General features: G+C 46.2%; 18 protein-coding genes. 5 read left to right on the forward strand and 13 right to left on the reverse strand.

Going from position 1 to position 18,499, the window contains the following annotated elements; translation table 11 throughout:
* Positions 1 to 251: 251 nt before the first annotated feature.
* The 13 genes from ACLHV8_RS23805 to ACLHV8_RS23865 all read right to left on the reverse strand — a co-directional run bounded on the left by ACLHV8_RS23805 (position 252) and on the right by ACLHV8_RS23865 (position 11,054).
* Positions 252 to 1,502: a site-specific DNA-methyltransferase gene (locus tag ACLHV8_RS23805; protein WP_000104393.1), complete on the reverse strand. Its 1,251-nt coding sequence runs from the start codon at positions 1,500 to 1,502 to the stop codon at positions 252 to 254.
* A gap of 170 nt (positions 1,503 to 1,672) precedes the next feature.
* Complete coding sequence (locus ACLHV8_RS23810; RefSeq protein WP_000833775.1) at positions 1,673 to 2,281, reverse strand: hypothetical protein; 609 nt, start codon at positions 2,279 to 2,281, stop codon at positions 1,673 to 1,675.
* A 155-nt stretch (positions 2,282 to 2,436) separates the two neighbouring features.
* Positions 2,437 to 2,694 carry a hypothetical protein gene (locus tag ACLHV8_RS23815; RefSeq protein WP_001290639.1) on the reverse strand — a complete coding sequence of 86 codons (258 nt, stop codon included), beginning with the start codon at positions 2,692 to 2,694 and terminating at the stop codon, positions 2,437 to 2,439.
* Positions 2,695 to 2,758: 64 nt separating this feature from the next.
* A complete protein-coding gene (locus ACLHV8_RS23820) occupies positions 2,759 to 3,187 on the reverse strand; it encodes a hypothetical protein (protein WP_000069824.1) in 429 nt (142 codons plus the stop codon).
* 91 nt (positions 3,188 to 3,278) lie between these two features.
* Positions 3,279 to 3,656 carry a hypothetical protein gene (locus ACLHV8_RS23825; RefSeq protein ID WP_000645320.1) on the reverse strand — a complete coding sequence of 126 codons (378 nt, stop codon included), beginning with the start codon at positions 3,654 to 3,656 and terminating at the stop codon, positions 3,279 to 3,281.
* A 405-nt stretch (positions 3,657 to 4,061) separates the two neighbouring features.
* The gene (locus ACLHV8_RS23830; RefSeq protein WP_000339750.1) at positions 4,062 to 5,207 is read right to left on the reverse strand and encodes a hypothetical protein; all 1,146 of its coding nucleotides are present in this window, start codon (positions 5,205 to 5,207) and stop codon (positions 4,062 to 4,064) included.
* A 44-nt stretch (positions 5,208 to 5,251) separates the two neighbouring features.
* Entirely contained in the window at positions 5,252 to 5,548 is a 297-nt protein-coding gene (locus ACLHV8_RS23835; RefSeq protein WP_000581857.1) for a type II toxin-antitoxin system RelE/ParE family toxin, read from the reverse strand.
* 49 nt (positions 5,549 to 5,597) lie between these two features.
* Positions 5,598 to 6,068, reverse strand: a complete 471-nt coding sequence (locus ACLHV8_RS23840; protein ID WP_000170639.1) for a hypothetical protein — start codon at positions 6,066 to 6,068, stop codon at positions 5,598 to 5,600.
* A 433-nt stretch (positions 6,069 to 6,501) separates the two neighbouring features.
* Complete coding sequence (locus ACLHV8_RS23845; protein ID WP_000694551.1) at positions 6,502 to 8,892, reverse strand: Ig-like domain-containing protein; 2,391 nt, start codon at positions 8,890 to 8,892, stop codon at positions 6,502 to 6,504.
* Positions 8,893 to 9,294: 402 nt separating this feature from the next.
* Entirely contained in the window at positions 9,295 to 9,546 is a 252-nt protein-coding gene (locus ACLHV8_RS23850) for a hypothetical protein (protein ID WP_000115760.1), read from the reverse strand.
* A 32-nt stretch (positions 9,547 to 9,578) separates the two neighbouring features.
* On the reverse strand, positions 9,579 to 9,767 hold the full coding sequence (locus ACLHV8_RS23855; RefSeq protein ID WP_001107529.1) for a hypothetical protein: 189 nt from the start codon (positions 9,765 to 9,767) through the stop codon (positions 9,579 to 9,581).
* Positions 9,768 to 10,003: 236 nt separating this feature from the next.
* Positions 10,004 to 10,435, reverse strand: coding sequence for a hypothetical protein (locus ACLHV8_RS23860; RefSeq protein WP_001251242.1), 432 nt, complete (start codon positions 10,433 to 10,435; stop codon positions 10,004 to 10,006).
* A gap of 103 nt (positions 10,436 to 10,538) precedes the next feature.
* On the reverse strand, positions 10,539 to 11,054 hold the full coding sequence (locus ACLHV8_RS23865) for a hypothetical protein (RefSeq protein ID WP_012695482.1): 516 nt from the start codon (positions 11,052 to 11,054) through the stop codon (positions 10,539 to 10,541).
* Positions 11,055 to 11,385: 331 nt separating this feature from the next.
* Here ACLHV8_RS23865 and ACLHV8_RS23870 point away from each other — a divergent pair, with 331 nt between their 5' ends.
* The 5 genes from ACLHV8_RS23870 (at position 11,386) to ACLHV8_RS23890 (ending at position 16,865) form a co-directional block, all read left to right on the forward strand.
* A complete protein-coding gene (locus ACLHV8_RS23870) occupies positions 11,386 to 12,150 on the forward strand; it encodes a hypothetical protein (RefSeq protein ID WP_000277498.1) in 765 nt (254 codons plus the stop codon).
* Between the two features lie 80 nt (positions 12,151 to 12,230).
* Positions 12,231 to 12,992, forward strand: a complete 762-nt coding sequence (locus ACLHV8_RS23875) for a methyltransferase (protein ID WP_001167418.1) — start codon at positions 12,231 to 12,233, stop codon at positions 12,990 to 12,992.
* 93 nt (positions 12,993 to 13,085) lie between these two features.
* Positions 13,086 to 13,349, forward strand: a complete 264-nt coding sequence (locus ACLHV8_RS23880; RefSeq protein WP_000149862.1) for a hypothetical protein — start codon at positions 13,086 to 13,088, stop codon at positions 13,347 to 13,349.
* A gap of 43 nt (positions 13,350 to 13,392) precedes the next feature.
* Complete coding sequence (locus ACLHV8_RS23885) at positions 13,393 to 13,980, forward strand: hypothetical protein (protein WP_000491820.1); 588 nt, start codon at positions 13,393 to 13,395, stop codon at positions 13,978 to 13,980.
* 464 nt (positions 13,981 to 14,444) lie between these two features.
* Positions 14,445 to 16,865: an Ig-like domain-containing protein gene (locus ACLHV8_RS23890; protein WP_000681217.1), complete on the forward strand. Its 2,421-nt coding sequence runs from the start codon at positions 14,445 to 14,447 to the stop codon at positions 16,863 to 16,865.
* Positions 16,866 to 18,499: the final 1,634 nt, after the last annotated feature.

The raw sequence follows: 18,499 nt of genomic DNA on the forward strand, positions 1-18,499 counted from the left end.
AGTTAATGTACCGGATGTTAATTCAACAAGTTCTGTATCACAACCATCAGTTTTTTTTGTTGGGTCTATATCGGAGAAACAAGTGAATATTGAATACACTCGTTAATACAGACAACCGGAAATGAATGGCACCCTAATTATCTCTGCGGCGTATGCTAAGCCGTTAATATTGTCATTTTATGGTAGAAACAATGCAAAATGAATAAACCGCTTGTCGCTTCAAACCACTTTATCAAAACCGTTAACTTGCATTAAGCCCGATACAGTTCGGCGAGCTCGTCCAGCATGGGGTTACTCTTATATCCCGGTGCGGCCGTAAAAAGGTTTCGGGAAATCGCCAGCCATTCCATGATTTTGTCCGTCGCCAGCCAACGTCTGCCAAGTCGCTCGGCTGCGATGGGAACTTTATGCAGGCCAGCGAAGGGATCTACAACAAGATCTCCCGGCTCTGTCAAAAACTCAATCAGAAACGCTGCAAGCCTGGTAGGAGACGTTGCACCATGCAGCGGAAAACCTAGCTCGCGGGCAATGGAATGGCAAAATCTCGTATCAGCGCAGCTATTGCCGTAAAACAAAGTATTTTTGGGGATCGTTCCTTCTGTTTTATTTCCAAAGGATCCGCTTTTAAGCTGGTACGCCCCATCACCATAAAAGGTCGTGCGATTTTCACCGCCTGCTGCCTGCAATTTAAGATGCTGCTCTGAATGCGGTTGCAGTACACGTAAGTTGTTTGAACGAACCTTACTCGCATCATTGGTAAACCACAGCACAGGCTCATACGATGAGCAGAGCTGCACTCGTTGCTTACATGCCCAGTGCGTTGGCGATGGGGGCTTACTGCGATTCACCCACTGAAGCCTGTCCATGAGCTCAAGCCCCAGCTTGTCACATAATGCCAGTGTCAGACGCTCCAGATACAGAGAACGTGAAGGCCTGCCCCTATTAAAGCTATCTTGAGTGATATTCAATGCCACACTTGCGCCGGGTACAAGCTGTTTCACGATCGGTTCGAGGATACGCAGAAGCCAGTCAATATAAACCTGCTCGCCACGCCCCCCGCCATGCCCGTAGTCTCTTGAATTTCGAAGGAGGTAAGGCGGCGAGGTCAGGCAAAGATGAATTTGCTCTGTGATATTGCTGAAGAAGGCATAGGCGTTTCCAAAAACCGATGCCCCAAGAGAAGTTGAGAAACCGACAACACAGAGCTTTTCCCATGACTCGTGTAGGTTTGTTTTCGTCTTAGAGGAGTATCTCCAGACGCCCCGTTTTTCTGGAACGCGTTCGATGACTCCGGCCTGCCGAAGAGTCTGCTGAAACCAGCGTACTTTGTGTTTGACGCCGCTGGTTCTGGTTTTATCTGACCCAAATTCTTTCAGTTCGTGCAATTCGGCATCCGACATGCCAGTTTCACGCTGCACTTCGCGATAAAGCTCGTCGTTGCTCAACGGCAATTCGGAGGCTGCGTAGATCCGTGCAATTAAATCCGTAGAAATCGTGCTCATCAGCCATCCTTAATGGAGATGCAGTTTAAATATCGGCCTGATGGTTGGAAGGGGGATTACTAAATCAAACCGATCTGTTTATTTATAGGCTTTGTCAGGTCATGCAGCACAGCTGGGCATGCGCAAAGAGACCCAGTCTTCTTTAGCGGAGACACCTTCAAAAGTTGTACTCAATCAGCCCCAAGATTTTGAAACTCAATGTGCTTTTGCTCACACTCCTCCCTGCCCCACGAGCCCTGCCATTCACAGATGTCCCGGTACTTAATTTCCAGCTTATCCATCTGTGAGAGGTTAGCTGTTGCGAAGTCTGGCCATATGTCGTGCCAGCATGCGTTGTACGTGACGCCTGCTGGTGGGCAATACATCATTGCATCAGCATGGATAATTTCAACGCGAGGATCGTTTGCAAACGAGGCCGCAACGAGGTTAATAACGTCCTGTTCTTTTTCAATTACTGTTACATGGGTTACATCTTCTTTTTGAAGAATGGCGTGAAGCACCATCCCCAGACCAAGACCATTAATGAGCACGCGCCCGGTGGCTCGCTCTAAAAAATCCTGGCAGGTTCTGATCTCCATCGGGGTATTGGACATCACCACATCCCAGCCGTTGGACAAACGCCGATATCTACCGGGCGGGATAAACTCGTCTGTATTACCTGTATACTCGGCACGAAGGGCGAGGCTCATCGCCTTATCTGCGGTAATTTCGAATGTGTCCAGTTTCCAGGTTCCGGACGTGCCGTCTTTAACGGGTAAATCAGAAAAGCAGCTCTTCATCAAGGCAACCAAAATTCCAGTAATGTTGTTACGCTGAACCTATCACAAACCTGCTCTTAATACAGTTATCAGGAGTGACAGCGATCTTTGAGGAATCGTTTAAATCACGGGCATCCTGTAGCGGACGCCCGATATTTAATCAAATGTCGCAGGTGTTAAAGGAAGCGTTGCAAAGTTGCAACGTCTTCTGGAGCAACCTCCACGCAGCTCCTGACACTGTAGTGATTTTCGCCGTTGTAGTCGTAAACCCCACCGTCTTCAAAACTCAGCTGTTCAAGCTCGCCATGGCACTCTGAAATGAGTGCCGTCTGGCAAGCATTTTTCTCACAATCGCTGACGAGTAACCGAACATAGCTATTCTCATGGTCGCCGTTTCGGTTCTGGATTTTAACGATAAAGTGTTTTTCAGACATTTGTGCCTCCAGCACAGTTTGAGGTTAATTTAGCGTTGCCCCGGCTCACCGGGGCAAGAATAAATCAACCCTTAATGAAACTGTGCCCCCAGGTGTTAGGCTTAAATGCCTGCTCTTTGATATATGTTTTCATTACCTTGCAGGTTTTTTTCAGGGCTTTGGTATTGGCATCGGTTACTGAGATAAAATGGCGAGAATAACGGTTTTCCCGGTATTGCTTATCAGCGTTTGGGTCAATTGCTTCGCTTTGCAGGAGTCCTTCGTGCCTGCCAATTACTATTACGTAGTTCATTTCACCTGAAACACGATCCGTGAGTAATTGAATGGAAATATCAGTCGCTCGCGTGGCCTGGCTAGCAGAAATTTTTGCATGTAAGAAAGCTCCCTTTCGAAAGTTGGCCGGAGTCAAACCTGTAATATCCTCGGTGCTAAAATTAAGTGAAGATAGAGTTGAAAATAAATCACAGCTAATGACTTCAGTATTATTAGACATAACCCGGCTCCGCTCATATTCATGTTAAGGTAATTATATCAGGTTGATAGCATTACCTAATAACTTGGTGGCAAAAAGTTGTGGTTTTTGATTAACTAAAATTGATGTTCTCAATACTGCTCAAGAATTCTTTCTTTACACCCGGAGTAAAAGGTATACGTTCAATGTATTTATAAAGCGTCGCAAAGGTTTTGGTTTCAATGTTTCGTGAAATAACATCATCAATCGGGTCTTCGAACATATTAATAAAAACATCAATATGCTGCTCTCCGCTTTCTGAAGCTAAAGAGAGAATACAGACCACTTCAATGTAGCGGTTATCCTGCTCTGCAATGAACAACCAGTGCCCTTCGTTAAAGGCTGGTGCAGCACTGAAGCGTTTTACAACAATTTCTGAAAGAGCATATCCTGCCTGATCCAACAGATTAATAAAGTTGAGTTGAGTTGAAACCACGTCTAACGCTTTCATAAAACCTCCTTTTCATCTGTACTTATTATACTGTTACCCATCCCCCCAGCTAATAACCTCCCAGCAAACTTTCAAAAAAAATACCACCTTTAATTAGAATTGAACACATCCTTTTTAAATAACAAAAAGGATTATGAAACCCACAATGTTTGTGATGTGCCACCAAGGAAAAGTAACTTTTATGTGCTCATAAATCTTATTTCGTATTCACTTTCCTTTGTCTTTCGGTCGTAGATTATCAGGGGAAGCATAAGAAGAATATGTGAGGTTTAAGCAAATGCGGTGATCGGGCATTATAATTTGGTGAGGCTATTATAAGTGGATAAAGATAGTCGTAGGTATAGGATCAGGTTAAATTGCATTTTCCCGGTTGCCTTCCCTGGCCTACCGGTTTCAGCTCAGATACTAAGACCAGCGGTAATACTTAAAATATTCCTCATTTGCAGCTATAAACTCCCTCAAACCGTTCATTAATCCCTTCTCAAACGCTGTCACGATAAACCGGTAACCGTCCAGTGTTTCAATGTAGTAAATACCGCCTGGTGTAATTCCAACATGCAACACCTCGGCTGTCATCATAAACTGGCCTTCCGGAAAATCATGCGAAAGGTAAATGAAACCAGTAGTGGCCGATGCGGGTGTGGCATTCACTAAGACCCCGTTAAACTGCTGCCCGTGCCTCGCCGGTACAAGCTCACTTCCCCTGGTTGACTTATCAAGCAGCCTCTTAACATCTTTTTCTTCTTTTAACGAGGTATAGACCCGCACATCACTGTCATCACCTGGGCGAGAGCCGGTGCCAACATGAGCAAGACGACGGTAAGCACTGCGCATATTAACGTGGCAGGATGCCCCTGCTCTACCCTGAAGCCTTACGCCAAAGTCTTCGCAAAGTAACAAAATCTGACGTAGCTGGTTTTCATGCACGGACGCTGAGAGTGAAAGATTGAAACAGGAAAAGGTCAGTTCTAAAACCTTTTCGCGTTTGTCATTGAAATGAGCTTCCAGCCTGATGACTGGCTTTTCCGACATTGCAAAAGCTTTGTCCGTTACTCTGTACCGGCATTCATCTCCGAAACATTCTTTAACAACGCTGGCTATGACCGTGTCGTGTTCTCCATCTTCCGGAGCTGGCACAAAGATTTCAAATTGTGCCGGTGTATCCGGCTCAAGCAGAACGGGATAGAGACGCGGAGAATTAAGCAAAGCGCATTCAGAATTAATGAGCTTAACCCAGGCGCTTTTGTCGTCCGGATCCTTAAGCTGCTGTCCAAGGTTATCGCAAAAGTCAACTATCTGACGGGTATGCTCATCCGTGACTGCACAGATCAGGTTAAGACCATGCGTGGCCATACGCAGTTCCCGGGTTCGGGACTGGGAATTGATCGACCAGGGGTTAAGTGAAAGCGAAATAGGGCTTATGGAAGGGACGACCGTCTCATTCTGCAAATCTGTAAGCTGGCAGTTCGCAGTAGGCTTCGGGGAAAGGGTACTAAATATGTAACTTGCCTGTTGTTTAGTACTGGCCTGGATATAAAACATCGCGTCCATGCTTGTATCCCGGGATGAAATTGAAAATAGCTTCATTTTTAACCTTAATGGATGAGCGATTTATAGTCATGTGCAGACAAATGAACATTATGTGCGCCATCATTCCATTCAAAGAATAATCGATACTTAGAGTTTACTCGAATGGAGGAATAACGGTTTGACGTCATTCTTAAGCGTTCATAACGCAAGCTGTTGGATAATAACTCCCGCTCACTCTGGACATTATCCAGCGTTTCAAGTCGACACAGAATTGCGTTAATAATTTCAGAAGGAATACCTGCCGTTGTTTTTCCATTACGGAAGAACTTTTCAAGCCGTCTGTCTTTAAATGAATGGATCATAGTTCCTCCGTAATAATTGACCTTAAAATTAAATTAAAAGGGCTTTGAATTAATGAATACCTAAAATGCGGGCGGCAACTGCCAGCTGCTTATCACTTAACTGACGCTGGTGGGTTAAAGAAGACTTAAGGCTTTCCAGAAAATTATTACTACTGGATTGTTGGGTGATTGCATCAACCATTTTTTGATGAGACCTGCACCATGCTGTGAACGCAGAACTGTGGGCGCTTTCAGTCCTTAAACGCTCGTCTTGCAGGGATGCTGACACTTTGCGGGCAGCTTGCGCATTAATGCGGTACAGCGCATTCAGCGTGTAAGCAGTACGGGTCGTTTCGAGGCTGTAACCCGTGGCTTTACAAGCCATACAGCGACTTCTATAAAAATGCTTACGCTCTCCCCGCCCATTGCATTTATCGCAAACAATACGAAAAGTATATTCCGCAGTACCTTTTACAGAATCAACACAGCGGATTTTTGCGCTGGAGATTTCAATTCCACTGCGATCATAATATTTGGTCATAATGTGATTCCTCCGGTTAGTTCTGGAGTAATCATGACAGAATGAATCTACTGGCTAATAACCTGAGAGTAAATATTTTAAAAAAACATTGAGAGAGGGTCTGCAAATTTATACACGAAGGATTCAAATATAATTTGTTTAAAAAATTAAGAGCATTCTGAAGTAAAATTGCATCAAAAAGCATTCATGGATAAATCATGTACTGGTGCCAGCGATTTAAACGAGGACATTGTTCCGGTGTAATTACACAGTTTAGCATCATAGATTATAACCAAAAGGAAGGAGTCCTTCCCGTCTCGGGAATATTACTTTCCCGTTTGCAGTTTAAGAGACACTTAATGAGAAAGTAATAATTAAGTCATGCTCAACTCTACATTTTACATTGAGGATGGCGTAACAGGGTACGGCATACTACCGTACCCTTGTGTAGGGTTTATGTTTGAGGGAATTCTATAGCAAATGTGGCCGTGCCAGATTGACCACTTACAGCGGGAGTAACGGGATATGTGCGCTCTTCACCATTACCAAGATCCAGTGACAGCGATTTAGTTTCACCAGGCTGGACCGTAACTCCGGCAACCGTAACGCCGAACTGGGCGTTTTTCTGAACAGTCAGGGTTCCGTTTAACTGTCCGGTAATGATAGAACCGTCCTGACGACGCAACACACTGGTTCGGATGATGGCCAGCGGCGTGTTGTCCGTTGCTTTCAGTGCTACGGCTGTGGCCAGCGTCTTGAGATTATCCAGCATAATCAGGTTAGCTGGCTGGTAGGTAAAATTAAGCGTTTTAGTGGTCCGGTTACCTGATTCGTCAATAGCCAGAGCCTCCAGATGATACATCTGTCCCGATTCGTCAGTATTGGGGAAGATTCTGGGGTATTCAGGAATAAAGACATCCTTGGATAGCGGCGTGAATGCAAGGGTGACCTTTTCAGAGTTAGGTCCACCAGCGAGCTGAAGCGATATCAGGGAAGCATCCCCAGAGGCATCAGTAACGCTTATGCGTAGGTTCTCAAGCCCTTTAACCAGTTTTCCTTCTGCGTCTGCGCCATTAAAGCTGAACGCAATAACCGGAAGCGTTGAGTCAATTTTCAGCGGTGCATTAAGCGTTTTGGTTCCTGTGTTTCCAACAAGATCCGTGGCAGACACGCTAACAACCGTATAATCCCCGTCCGGTAGACCAGCGTATGAGAAAGTGGCGTTTTTGGTTTTATAATCGCTTTCACTGACAGTCACAGGCTTCAGGGTGAAAGTTTCCCCCCGGGCATTTTTAAGGGTGGCTTCGAAAACTTTGGTATCCCAGTAGCTGATGTTCCAGGCGTTGACGCGATCATTATCGGTGGCCGTCATAGTGATTGTCTTGGAGGCCTTGTTTACCTGAGCGACATTAACCACCGGTGGGTTGTTATCCCAGATAACCGTAAAATTACCAGCAAGCGCATCGAATATGCTGTCACCATCTTTTCCCGAGTAAAGATGCAGATACTCAAATCCTTTGTCACTGGTGTAGTTGAAGTTAACCGTCATCTCGCATGAACTTTGTCCGACAGGAATAGTGCAGAACCAGGCTGCATTTTTTACCGTTCTGAACTTTTGCACGTATGGTCGGGGTTCTGCGGTTACCTTTATGCGGCTAATGGTGGCGGTTTTAACGCTGATTGAGGCCTGAGTTAACCACTCACTGGTATCACTCCGGTACATCTCTTTAGCCACTATCTTCGGGGCTATTTCCATCGCCGGGGCTGGAGTGAAGTTGAGGGAGTTATGATGAATTCGTCTTACTCCTCCCGCCAGAGTCTGAAATTCATGATAAGTATCCCCCACATTTGGATATATGTATTTGAAAGTATAGATATTATAAGTGCTATCGGACGTCTGGAAATTCGAGTCCGCCCAGCCATATTTGGAACCGTTAACAGCAGTAAAGTCACTTTTCTTCCTTAATACCCGTACGGAAATAGGGTTCTGGAAGACGGTCATGCCAGACTGATAGGAGACCCATGATCCGGTAGTGGCGTCCTGCACCTGGATGATATCGTCAGGCTTAACCCGATCAATTACGCTTCGGCGGCTTAGTTCGCTCCTGTTTCCCGCTTTGTCATAAAGGTAGATCCCCACTTTATATTCAGAGCGGTTTTCCGGTGCCAGGGCATTGCTGCTTGCGTCGGCGACTTGAACGGTTACGCTACCTTCCACTGTATTAATTTCCGCTGGCTTTTTACGCTCCACTCCAGCGGCATCGGTTATGAAATATTCAGCATTAGCAAGCCCGGAACCTTTATCACTCAGTCCATTAAAGACCAGTGCCTGGACGCTGGCGTACTGCATACCGGCTGGTACTGAAGTGAAGATCGCTTCGCTGCCAAAGTTCCACCCATTTCTCGTATAACTTATGGTACCCGTTGCCGGAGGCGTTCGGTCAATTGCAAGCGGGTAATCCTGCCGGGAGACCTCCTTCCCTTGCAAGTCGGTAATCACCTCTCTGAGGGTGAAGCTATCTTCTCCCATCGCTGGTACGGTCAGAGTCTTGCCGTAATAATCAAAGCCTGTCGAAGATGTGGTACGGTCATCAACGGTAACCAGGCTGCTTTTCGTGCTCCAGATGAGGCTCCCGTCACTTTTCAGCAGACTGAGCGTAATATAACGGTCCAGACCGGAAATAACGGCAACGTCAAAGCTCGTTACCGGATTAATCCATACGGATGCAGGCGATACGGTCTTTTTAACGTTCAGGGTATCTTTAAAGCTGAATTCTGCGATTTCAGCGGAAGCTCCTGCGCTGAAACCTGCAAATGCAATAAGCAGGGCTAGTTTGATTTTCATGGGTTGTCTCCTGATCAGGTTCCCCATGATACTTTTTCAGTGTTCGTGATCTTTTCGGGAAAATAGCTATTTTTGATGTTTTTCTTTTCTGCCCGGCGGGACTTTTTTTGTTTACGTGAATGCAACAAAACCAGAAAAGTTACTTTTTGATAGGGTAAAATTAGGTTTCCCTAATTTCCAGAAGCAAGCGAAAGCAGAACTAGCTTAATAGCCATTAAGAACGCCATACCTATTGATAAATAACGCTCCTTACATTTAATGATTTGAGCATTTAAAAATGAATTAGCGAAAGAATTTTGGTTTGCTTTTTATTGCATGAGTAAAACAGTATTAATAATCCGGAGCCATTAGAACGTACTCTAAAGACTCCGGTATACAGATATCTTGCCAGTAAAAATGGCCTTACTCCTCATCATCCCCCAGCGCTTTTTTGATGGCGCGGCGGCGGGCTGCATCACCTACACGATATCCGACTGAATATACGTCATTCAACCGGCGCAGAATAAGATTTATTTCCTCATCCTGAATGTAGGCAGGTAAACACAGAACCACGTCGCCATCTTCATCATAGACTCGAACAACTTCCTTCTGCCCATCTCGCTCGCGAATAATCTGGACATGCTGAACCCTGGTGTATTCTGGGTTTACGCTCATTTTAAGTATCTCTCTGTAATTGTTGTTACCAGTTAGCTATAAGCCGGATAATTCTGGTATTCAGTGTTCTGCACAGCAATCGCCTGCTCGTGGATCATTGACACTGCCAGGCGGGCTTTAACTCGCTTGCTGGTGAGAAAACGCTTCACTTCTTTAAGTTCGCTGCCAGCCGACAGCATATTGAAGACATGCTGTTTGAGACTGTTGTTATTTTTGGCCACTTGTTTCTCCATCATCTTTGTACATGGTTATTTCAGGCTGGCCTGCCAGATCACACACGTTATCCATATGCTTTTGGACCCAGTCTGTTAGACCCAGACCTTCGGCCTTTGCCTGATTGACGTAACGCAGTTTACGTTCAGGGGTAACCCGCATCTGTAGTTGTGCCGTCGCTGGAACCGCCTCTTTCAGGGCGTTAAGGCCCCTCTGATCACGGGCCTGAATTGATGGTTTACCGCTAGGCATCTGATGTATCGCTCTCCCGGCGAGCGGTGGACAGCTCTATTTCTTTTGCGATAGCTTTATCTATGGCATCCAGCTGCATGGCAAACTTGATTTCAAGCGAACAGCGTAATGCCTTCAGGGCGCGTTCTTTGGTGCTGTATTGTGGTATGCCGTTCTGGCTACCATTCATGCCTCGCATGCGGCGGGAGGTTGCATCGACAACCTCTCCCTCTTCCCGTGTGCCGTGAACCGTAGTTCCGCTCCATGTCGGATAAACAGTGCCAGTGGCGGTGTTGAAGCTCCAGCCGTTTTGGTATTCCCCCGAGACCTCTGGTACGGGCATATCGCGTTCAACGCCATAGTCAGACCAGCGTAAAGCGCGGTTTATTCTGGCCTGTGCCACCAGCTCATCATACGCGGCTTGTTCTTTTTTATTCATCGCCATTTAGGGCAATCTCCTTAGAGGGGAATTAGGTGTTATATCGGTACGTAAGTGCTTTTCAGGCCTAATCTCTGACAAGGCCTGATGTGCCAGACTGCCGTTGCATTCACCGTTTTATGGCGGTTGACAGAGCCTCATTAAGAGCCGCAATTAGCTCAGGCGAAGTCGGCTCCAGATTTTTGGAAGCGTTCAGCAGCTCCTGAAGTGAAGAGATTTCCTTTGGCTCCACCTGGTTTGTTTCAGGTGCCGTTTTTTGCACTTCATCCAGTGTACGCTGTGCACCGTTATCCAGCACCAGCACCCCCCCGGCACGAATTTCTGAAATGGTGCGCAACGTATACATCAATTTATCCCAGACACGGCTACCAACCTCGAACCCGGAATCAGCTACTTTTTCTTCATTATGCTTTTGAAAAATTTCTTCTAACCAAGTGGTGAAGCGCTTTCCAAAAGTATTGGCGGCTAAAGAAGTGCAGGAATAAACCTGTTCGACCTGTTTTGTTCCATTTTTATCAGTGAATGTAATGAGACCGATTCGGCCACTGTTAACAGTGTAAAAGCGAGGTTGAAAGCCAGCTTTGAGAAGGTTTTCAATAGCTGAAAAAAAATCTTTTTTGAGCATCGGTTTCAAAATGGTTTTCCTTTTATGCCCGGTGCCGCCGGGGCGGTGGCGTTAAATATACGCCATGTAAGTAAATTAATTTATACCCATTTGATTGTCAATACAAACAAAAAAACAAACCATGTTTATTATTTTATCAACGATGCTATTTTAAAGTCCGTCTAAAATAAAAAACCAAAAAGTTAAATTTGAAGCCGTCCTTCCTAAATTCATTTCTTGCGCATATTAGCACCCTGCTTTAAGTAAATAATTTTTGAAAAAGTTGTCTGGAGGTTATTAGCTCGTGCATCTGGATTGGTAATATAAAGCCAACACAGAAAAGGAAAACAAAATGTATAAATTAGTATCTCCTCGTGAACTGACTGAGATTATTACCGGTTTACTGCTTAAACCTGAACTCCTTGGTGAGCTGGACTCACCAGAAAAGCATCGGATGTTTATGGCAGATTTAGGCCGCGTGGTGGCCGAACATTGTGGAGGTCTGGTAAACAGCGTCGTCTTGCCAGGAACAGAAGTTACAGTGTCGGATGGGTTACCGCTTAATGGCCAGCCGGTACGTTATCTCGGAATCAAAGAGAACATCCCTCACCTCCTTGTAGAGCCTGATGCTTCCTTACCTTCGCTCGCTAAAAACGTCTGGATGTATGCAGATCCTGAAGGCTGGAAAGAACATTTTGGAGCTGAGGAAGACTGCCTTACTCCTGAAATGATGCAGCTGTTCCGTAAAGGTATCCAGGCTCTTCAGAAAGAGCATGACACCCCTGAAATTAGCCTCACACTTCAGGACTGGCGCCTGGAGGAGGAAACACTGCCAGAAGAGGACAGTCAGGCCTATCAGGTCAGCGTTACCGGCCAACATAACATCCACTGTGAAGTTGTTAACAAGGAAGGTAACCCCTGTTTTGGTGTCATGTTCGAAATCGATCAGGGTGTGCCTGCCTTACACATCAACACCGGCGGGGATATGTTGCTCCACATTCATTGCGCCCATAACGGACTCGTTCTGACCCCTGATGCAAGCGGTCAGCGATTTGATAAGGCTCCCGTTGACCGCTTCTCTTATAACAGCCCATCCCTGCTGTTGTCTGCCGACTAACCAAGGCCAAATCTGAATTGTCCCGTTTAAGTAACCAACCCGCTGCCGCCAGGCGGGTAAATCCTCTTAATGGAGTTTTAATGCAAATCTCAACTGAAGTTCTGAACGTCTTATCTCGCTGCCGTGCTGAAGGGAACTTTCTTTTCCTGGCCGACCAGCTCGACCGCAGCATTTATGTTAAGACAAACAAAGTGCTCGAAGCCGCCGGTGGCAAATGGAACCGAAAAGAGCAGGCACATATTTTTACGGCGGATGCAGCTGAGCGTATCGAGCAAATCATTCTGACAGGTTCGGTTGACATCCCACGAGATCTGTTCAATTTCTTCCCTACACCTGAGAATTTAGTCACAGATATGGTTCTACGCGCTGAACCAGCTGCCGGGGAGCGTGTACTGGAGCCAGAGTTTGGTGATGGCCGCATTCTGAAAGCCTTAAAACTGGCGGCTCCGGATGCATTGATTACCGGGATCGAATTGAACGATGAGCGATTCCTTGCAGTGAAGAACGATAGTGTCCTTAGCACAGGAGTCGAGCTGGTGCATACCGACTTTCTTGGGTACCAGCCCGATGAAACTTTTGATGTTATCGTTATGAATCCACCATTCCTTAAACGCTCTGACGTTAAACAAGTCATGCATGCCATCGCAATGCTCGCTAAGCGAGGTCGCTTACAGGCCATTCTGTCAGCTGGGGTATTGTTCCGGGAAGACACACTGACAAAAGCGCTCAGGGAGCGAGTCAAACAACTTGGCGGACAAATTTCGCCTCTTCCGGATGATACATTTAGGGAGTCCGGAACAAAGGTCAAAACAGCCCGCCTTGAAATTGATCTTCGCCGCTAACTGACAAGCAACCGGAAAGAAATCTTAATACGAGTAGCCGGTTAAAGTTACCTGACCGGCTTAACTGACTAAATCAATAAAGAGTGAACAGAAATGACGCATACTGCCGTTTCTCAGGCTAATAGTGCTTTGCAGCTACCCACGGTGGAGCATGTCTACGCTCTTCTGAAAGCAAATTGTAAACCTGACCGCTTTGACGGGCGTGACGGACCCGTGTGGGGCCAGGAATACTCGTGGAATCTGGCAAAAGATCGCTTACAGGATCTGGAGAAATACGGTAAGGCATATGTCTCCCGTCATGAAGACCGTATGGGGGAAGGATTTAGTTTTGGTCCTGACCTGTTAATTATTCGCTAACGCTCCTAATGCCTGATGATATGGTAAGCACAACTGGAAAAATATGTTTTCAAAGCCTATGACCACTTTCACACCAGAACGTATTGAACAAATTTTGGAATTTGCCGAGGGTAGTAACCCAAGCGAAGCAATGAGTCTCAGAGCTGACGAAGTTGCTGTACTGGCACGTATTGGAAAGGCAGTTATGTCGATTGCGCCTGTTTATCAGTGCGAGTTTTGCCACCATGACGCAACCGGGCAACTTCAGTGGCACTGGGAAGATGTGAACAAAGCTTTTTATGATAAATACGATCCAGACAGACGCGGAAGACGTCGAATCCTCTATACCGCCCCGCCGATGCCTTTAGTTTCGGCTGACCTGCTTAACATGGCTTCATCTGCTATTGAAGACTTGCTCACTAACAAAGACAGAAGTGGTGCGGGAATGTGGAATGACATTCCAGAACAGCTACGACGCGCAGCAGAACTGGTAATGGATAATAGCCGGGCCGCTGAAACAGAAGCGATGCTGATGCGTCTTTATGTAGAATGTGACACAGGTGAGCGCAGGGGCAACGGCACTCAATCTGGCGTAGCAATGCCTTCTTGGCAAACCGTTGAAGAGGCACGTGTGTTGCTAGGGGTGAAATGATGCAGTTCTCGCCAGGGCAGTTTGTAATTCACAACAAGAAGCGCCTTGCGGAACGAAGGTAGACGTACTGACTGAGGTTCACTCCCCTCTCGACTGGTGGCGTAATGCCGCCAGGTTTTGATTCATATATGCCGTCCGTTAACGCATTTATATCTGACATACCTAATTTATCCTGATTCTTTTTTACACAAAGTAAAAGCATCACTTAATGCGATATGTGGATGCCGATAGTTTCAGGCTAATGTTATAAGTTTTGCAATCGTTGCCAGTTTGGACACCACAGAAATGTCAGATGTAATTCCAAAAAGAAAGATTTCCGTCCTGAACGCACAATAAGGTTTGTCGAAAGGCAAATTATAGATTTGTAATTTCGAGCACCATATGGAGAAGTTTTTTATACTTTTACGAACATAGTGACCTTTAGGAAAAGCTTAAAATAACACCAAACCTAAAGGGGAATAAGAATGAAACATCTCGCTTTTATTACTGCTGTAGCCGGACTCGGTATGTCTGTTCAGGCCCCAGCTCAGATATATGAATCGGCCTTTAAAGACACGAACGGTATTGAGATCCACGCCCCGTCTTCTCGTCTTATGCTTAATCCGGCATCACCGGTAACTTTGACACTTATTTCAGGTCTTGATCGTTTCGTTAATGTCAAAGTCACGAAAGACACTGGAACTGTCATTCTTAATACTACGACTACACGGACGGGTGTATCAGACCGACTAACAGCTGCTGACGGTAGTGAGTTCTACGGCAAAAAAGTAACTTTGCCTGCTTTGGGTGAAGGCAAATTTGTCGTTCAGATAAACGTGTTAGATCTCAATCAGAAGCCTGTAGCGACCTATAACTATAACTGGCTAATTGATGTCACCCCTCCAGCGGCAAATGCTCTTACCGCTAATACTGGTTCTGGCTCTACCGCTGGTGACGTGTGGAAGCTTGGATTAGAGGCAACGGGGCAGTATGACTTCACCTCTTCGGGCGTAAGTGATGCAAATGGTATTGATAAGGGCCTAATATATATTTACAGGCAGGACGGTAGCCTCTACAGCACTACACAGATGCAGTATGACGTATCCGGCCAAAAGATGTACCACACTTACTCTAAGAATTCAGTTAAGGGAACCGGAATACCAGACAGCAACCTGGATGAAGACTTTACTGCAAAAGTTGTTATCTTCGATAACGCAGGTAATAGCCGAACGCTGCCAACTCAAAAATTTCGCTACGACAACACGCTGGGTGAGATGACACTGTGGGCCGTTCATGATCCAAATACGTCTTCCAGCGTCGTACCCGGGGTTTCTAATTATCCGGCTTACAAAGCCGGTATGGTCGTTAACGAAAACCCTATTCGATTAGTCTACCGGATCCCAAAATCTAACTACCGTGCTTATTCAGAAGGTGGGCTTCAGTTCATCAATCAATATTCCGCCCCCAAAGAGATAGCTGTAGACAGCACTTATGCTTATGTTGAAATGACTCTTCCCTATGGCTCAATTAATGGGGATATGGCTCGTATGGCGAACTTTGGCCAGTGGGGAGGGTATTATCCGTCATACAGCCTCGTTCTAAACCCATCTGCAAACCAAACGCCTGCATTTGCGGGTACCTGGGTAGATTTCCTCGATGATAAGGGGAACTGGGTTAAGTGGAAGGATTTTGAGAGTGTGGCTTCATCACGACTGCCAATTAAAATTTCCCGACTTCGTTTTAACGTTGAAGCCCGGCCCTTTGCACAAGAGATCGGCGGTAAGGCGACCTGCACCATTCCGGCAGGAAAAACCTCGTGTGAAGCGCCTGAGACGTTTGATATGGCCTTGGGTACCCAGGGCTACAATAGGATCCTTTACTTCGTTCGCAGCATCAGCAATCCCATTTTGCGGTCTGAGCAATGGATTATGACACGCTGGAACAATAAACAACTGCCGGTAATAAACTCGATATCATATGACGAGACTAACAAGCAGCTGGATGTACTGGCGTCACTTGAAGGCGATGGTAACTGGTTCGACTCGGTCTCATTGAGGGAATTTTATCTTTCCGATAAGAACACCGGTACCCGGATGTCACCCACAGGCGTAATCAAATCTCGTATCTCAGGTAACTACACGATTGCTTATGATTTATCCCGTCAGTCTGAAGGAAAATACAACGTTGAGGTCAACATCAGGGACTTCTTCCAGAACCAGACCAATAAAACTTTCGGAGAAATTGCTCTGGATAACACTCCTCCGACAGTGGCCATAACATTCGACGGAAAGCCGGTAAAAGACGATACGGTAGTGTACGGCCTGGAGAACCTCAGGATCGCTCTGGCAGATAATCTGACAACCCCGAGGATAACCCGTCTTCAGCTCGTAGGTGGCCCCACAGCTGATAACGTTGAGCTTACGTGGTCACCGGCAGGCAAAGATACATACATGCCTGAGTATCCGAGGCTGTTCCCAAATTTCGAACCATCTGAAAATTATTCAATTAGCGTAACAGTTGCCGATAGTCAGTCGAATACCAAAACCTATACTCAGAAGTTCAGTTATCTACCGAATAACCTTGTGCAGTTACATAATCTACGCACATTATCGGTCAGTTCGCCTCTCAAAACGACAGATGGCGTACCCCTTGCGTACCTGTCCACTAACGTTCTGCGTAAGACAAATGGAGAAATTGCTAAAGGGGTCCAGAACGCAACGCTGACTGTGCGGAAGGATGCAGCCTTCGGTATTAAATTTAACGGGGCACAGGCGGCTCCAGGTGAGTCAGTTGAGGTGCAAATAGATATGGGCCAGGGGGATAATCTTCTGTTACCCGTTTATCCTTCCGAAAATGGGAAAGTTGGCACCTCAGAATTCATGATTCAGATCGACGAGTTGAAGTAACTACCCGGAGCCGACAGTAAAACTGACGGCTTCAATTTTACTGCCCTCCTTGACTCCGATCAGCCAGTACGTCTTCAGAGATTCGCAAGGAAGAACCGAAAGAAAAGTTACTTTAATCGTACGTTTCCAGCGATGCTTTTAAAAGACAATGCACACTCGTTGATTACGACAATGGGAGTGAGTGTCGAAACCCTTGAGTAAGGATACCCGGTAAATATACAGCCCCGGGGATCCTCTTCCTTCAACCGGGGATGACAACGGTAGTGAGTCCGGCAACTCACTCCCGTTGTCACTTCTCTGACATATCGTCATACGAGCTTACTCAAGTGCATCCACAAAGATGGGATCGTTTTGAATCTAAACTGGTACTGGTTAGCCAGTCACTTGCATCTATTCCCCCGTCGATACTTAAGTGACAATTGTAGTGATCTGCAATACTGGTGTCTCAGAAACACTGACGACGGTAGAGACTCAATACCCTAACCCCTGACAACAGGAGTGAGCTTAGAGGTGTTACGCTGCTGTCACTTAATGCTTGGGAATTGCCTGACTCACAACCATTGTCATCCGGAGCTACTGATTAACGTTGAACCGCTGGACTTTAATGACAGTGGTAGTGATGGATAGGCTCATTTCCATTGTCGTCATTTTATCGGACAAGCCTCTTCGTCCTACAGGTTTAAGCTGACAATGGTAGTGATTGGATGATCTCACTACTGTTGTCACTCAGTTCTTTGAGCGGACCCTTCCCTCGGTTGGTCGGCATTAACAACGGTAGTGACTCGATTGGCTCACTGCCATTGTCATCGTGTAAATGACGTACCTTATCAGCTCAGCTGAAAGCAATGACAACGGAAGTGACTCTAATTGCTCACTGCCATTGTCGTCGTGTCTATTGAGAGCCTTATCAGTGCACCTGAAAAGCAATGACAACGGTAGTGATTCTAATGGCTCACTACCGTTGTCACCGTGTGTATTGAGAGGATGGTCCACTTAACTGGACGTCTATGACAATGGTAGTGACTTTAATAGCTCACTACCATTGTCGGCGTGTGAATTGAGAGGATGATCAGCTCAGCTGTACGGCCATGACAATAGTAATGACTTAATGAGCTCACTACCGTTGTCACCCTGTTAATTAAGAGGCTCATCTGCTCTTCTGGAAGGCTATGACAACGGAAGTGACTTGCTGGGCTCAGTGCCATTGTCGCCGTATGAATTGAGAGGATCATCCGCTCTTCTGGATGGCAATGACAACGGTAATGACTTAATAGGCTCACTACCGTTGTCATCCTGTAAGTTAAGAGGTTGATCTGCTCAACGGGACGACTATGACAACGGTAGTGACTTGCTGGGCTCACTACCATTGTCACCCTGTGAATTGAGAGGTAGATCCGCTTAACCAGACGTCCATGACAACGGTAGTGACTTTCTGGGCTCAATACCGTTGTCACCCTGTGATTTAAGAGGTTGACCCGCTCTACTGGACGGCCATGACAACGGTAGTCACTTTCTGGGCTCACTACCGTTGTCGCCACATAGAATGAGAGGAGCATCAGCTCAGCTGAACGGCAATGACTACAGTAATGAGCTGGATGAAGCATAACCATTGACATCTGGCCCAACCGGAAGCC

The sequence above is a fragment of the Enterobacter sp. CPE_E863 genome, assembly GCF_046521465.1.
In the GTDB taxonomy this organism is placed as follows: domain Bacteria; phylum Pseudomonadota; class Gammaproteobacteria; order Enterobacterales; family Enterobacteriaceae; genus Enterobacter; species Enterobacter adelaidei.

Coding starts and splice junctions, on each gene's coding strand:
- ACLHV8_RS23805 (WP_000104393.1), bottom strand. CDS start 1,502: ATGAGCACGATTTCTACGGATTTAATTGCACGGATCTACGCAGCCTCC.
- ACLHV8_RS23810 (WP_000833775.1), bottom strand. CDS start 2,281: ATGAAGAGCTGCTTTTCTGATTTACCCGTTAAAGACGGCACGTCCGGA.
- ACLHV8_RS23815 (WP_001290639.1), bottom strand. CDS start 2,694: ATGTCTGAAAAACACTTTATCGTTAAAATCCAGAACCGAAACGGCGAC.
- ACLHV8_RS23820 (WP_000069824.1), bottom strand. CDS start 3,187: ATGTCTAATAATACTGAAGTCATTAGCTGTGATTTATTTTCAACTCTA.
- ACLHV8_RS23825 (WP_000645320.1), bottom strand. CDS start 3,656: ATGAAAGCGTTAGACGTGGTTTCAACTCAACTCAACTTTATTAATCTG.
- ACLHV8_RS23830 (WP_000339750.1), bottom strand. CDS start 5,207: ATGGACGCGATGTTTTATATCCAGGCCAGTACTAAACAACAGGCAAGT.
- ACLHV8_RS23835 (WP_000581857.1), bottom strand. CDS start 5,548: ATGATCCATTCATTTAAAGACAGACGGCTTGAAAAGTTCTTCCGTAAT.
- ACLHV8_RS23840 (WP_000170639.1), bottom strand. CDS start 6,068: ATGACCAAATATTATGATCGCAGTGGAATTGAAATCTCCAGCGCAAAA.
- ACLHV8_RS23845 (WP_000694551.1), bottom strand. CDS start 8,892: ATGAAAATCAAACTAGCCCTGCTTATTGCATTTGCAGGTTTCAGCGCA.
- ACLHV8_RS23850 (WP_000115760.1), bottom strand. CDS start 9,546: ATGAGCGTAAACCCAGAATACACCAGGGTTCAGCATGTCCAGATTATT.
- ACLHV8_RS23860 (WP_001251242.1), bottom strand. CDS start 10,435: ATGGCGATGAATAAAAAAGAACAAGCCGCGTATGATGAGCTGGTGGCA.
- ACLHV8_RS23865 (WP_012695482.1), bottom strand. CDS start 11,054: ATGCTCAAAAAAGATTTTTTTTCAGCTATTGAAAACCTTCTCAAAGCT.
- ACLHV8_RS23870 (WP_000277498.1), top strand. CDS start 11,386: ATGTATAAATTAGTATCTCCTCGTGAACTGACTGAGATTATTACCGGT.
- ACLHV8_RS23875 (WP_001167418.1), top strand. CDS start 12,231: ATGCAAATCTCAACTGAAGTTCTGAACGTCTTATCTCGCTGCCGTGCT.
- ACLHV8_RS23880 (WP_000149862.1), top strand. CDS start 13,086: ATGACGCATACTGCCGTTTCTCAGGCTAATAGTGCTTTGCAGCTACCC.
- ACLHV8_RS23885 (WP_000491820.1), top strand. CDS start 13,393: ATGTTTTCAAAGCCTATGACCACTTTCACACCAGAACGTATTGAACAA.
- ACLHV8_RS23890 (WP_000681217.1), top strand. CDS start 14,445: ATGAAACATCTCGCTTTTATTACTGCTGTAGCCGGACTCGGTATGTCT.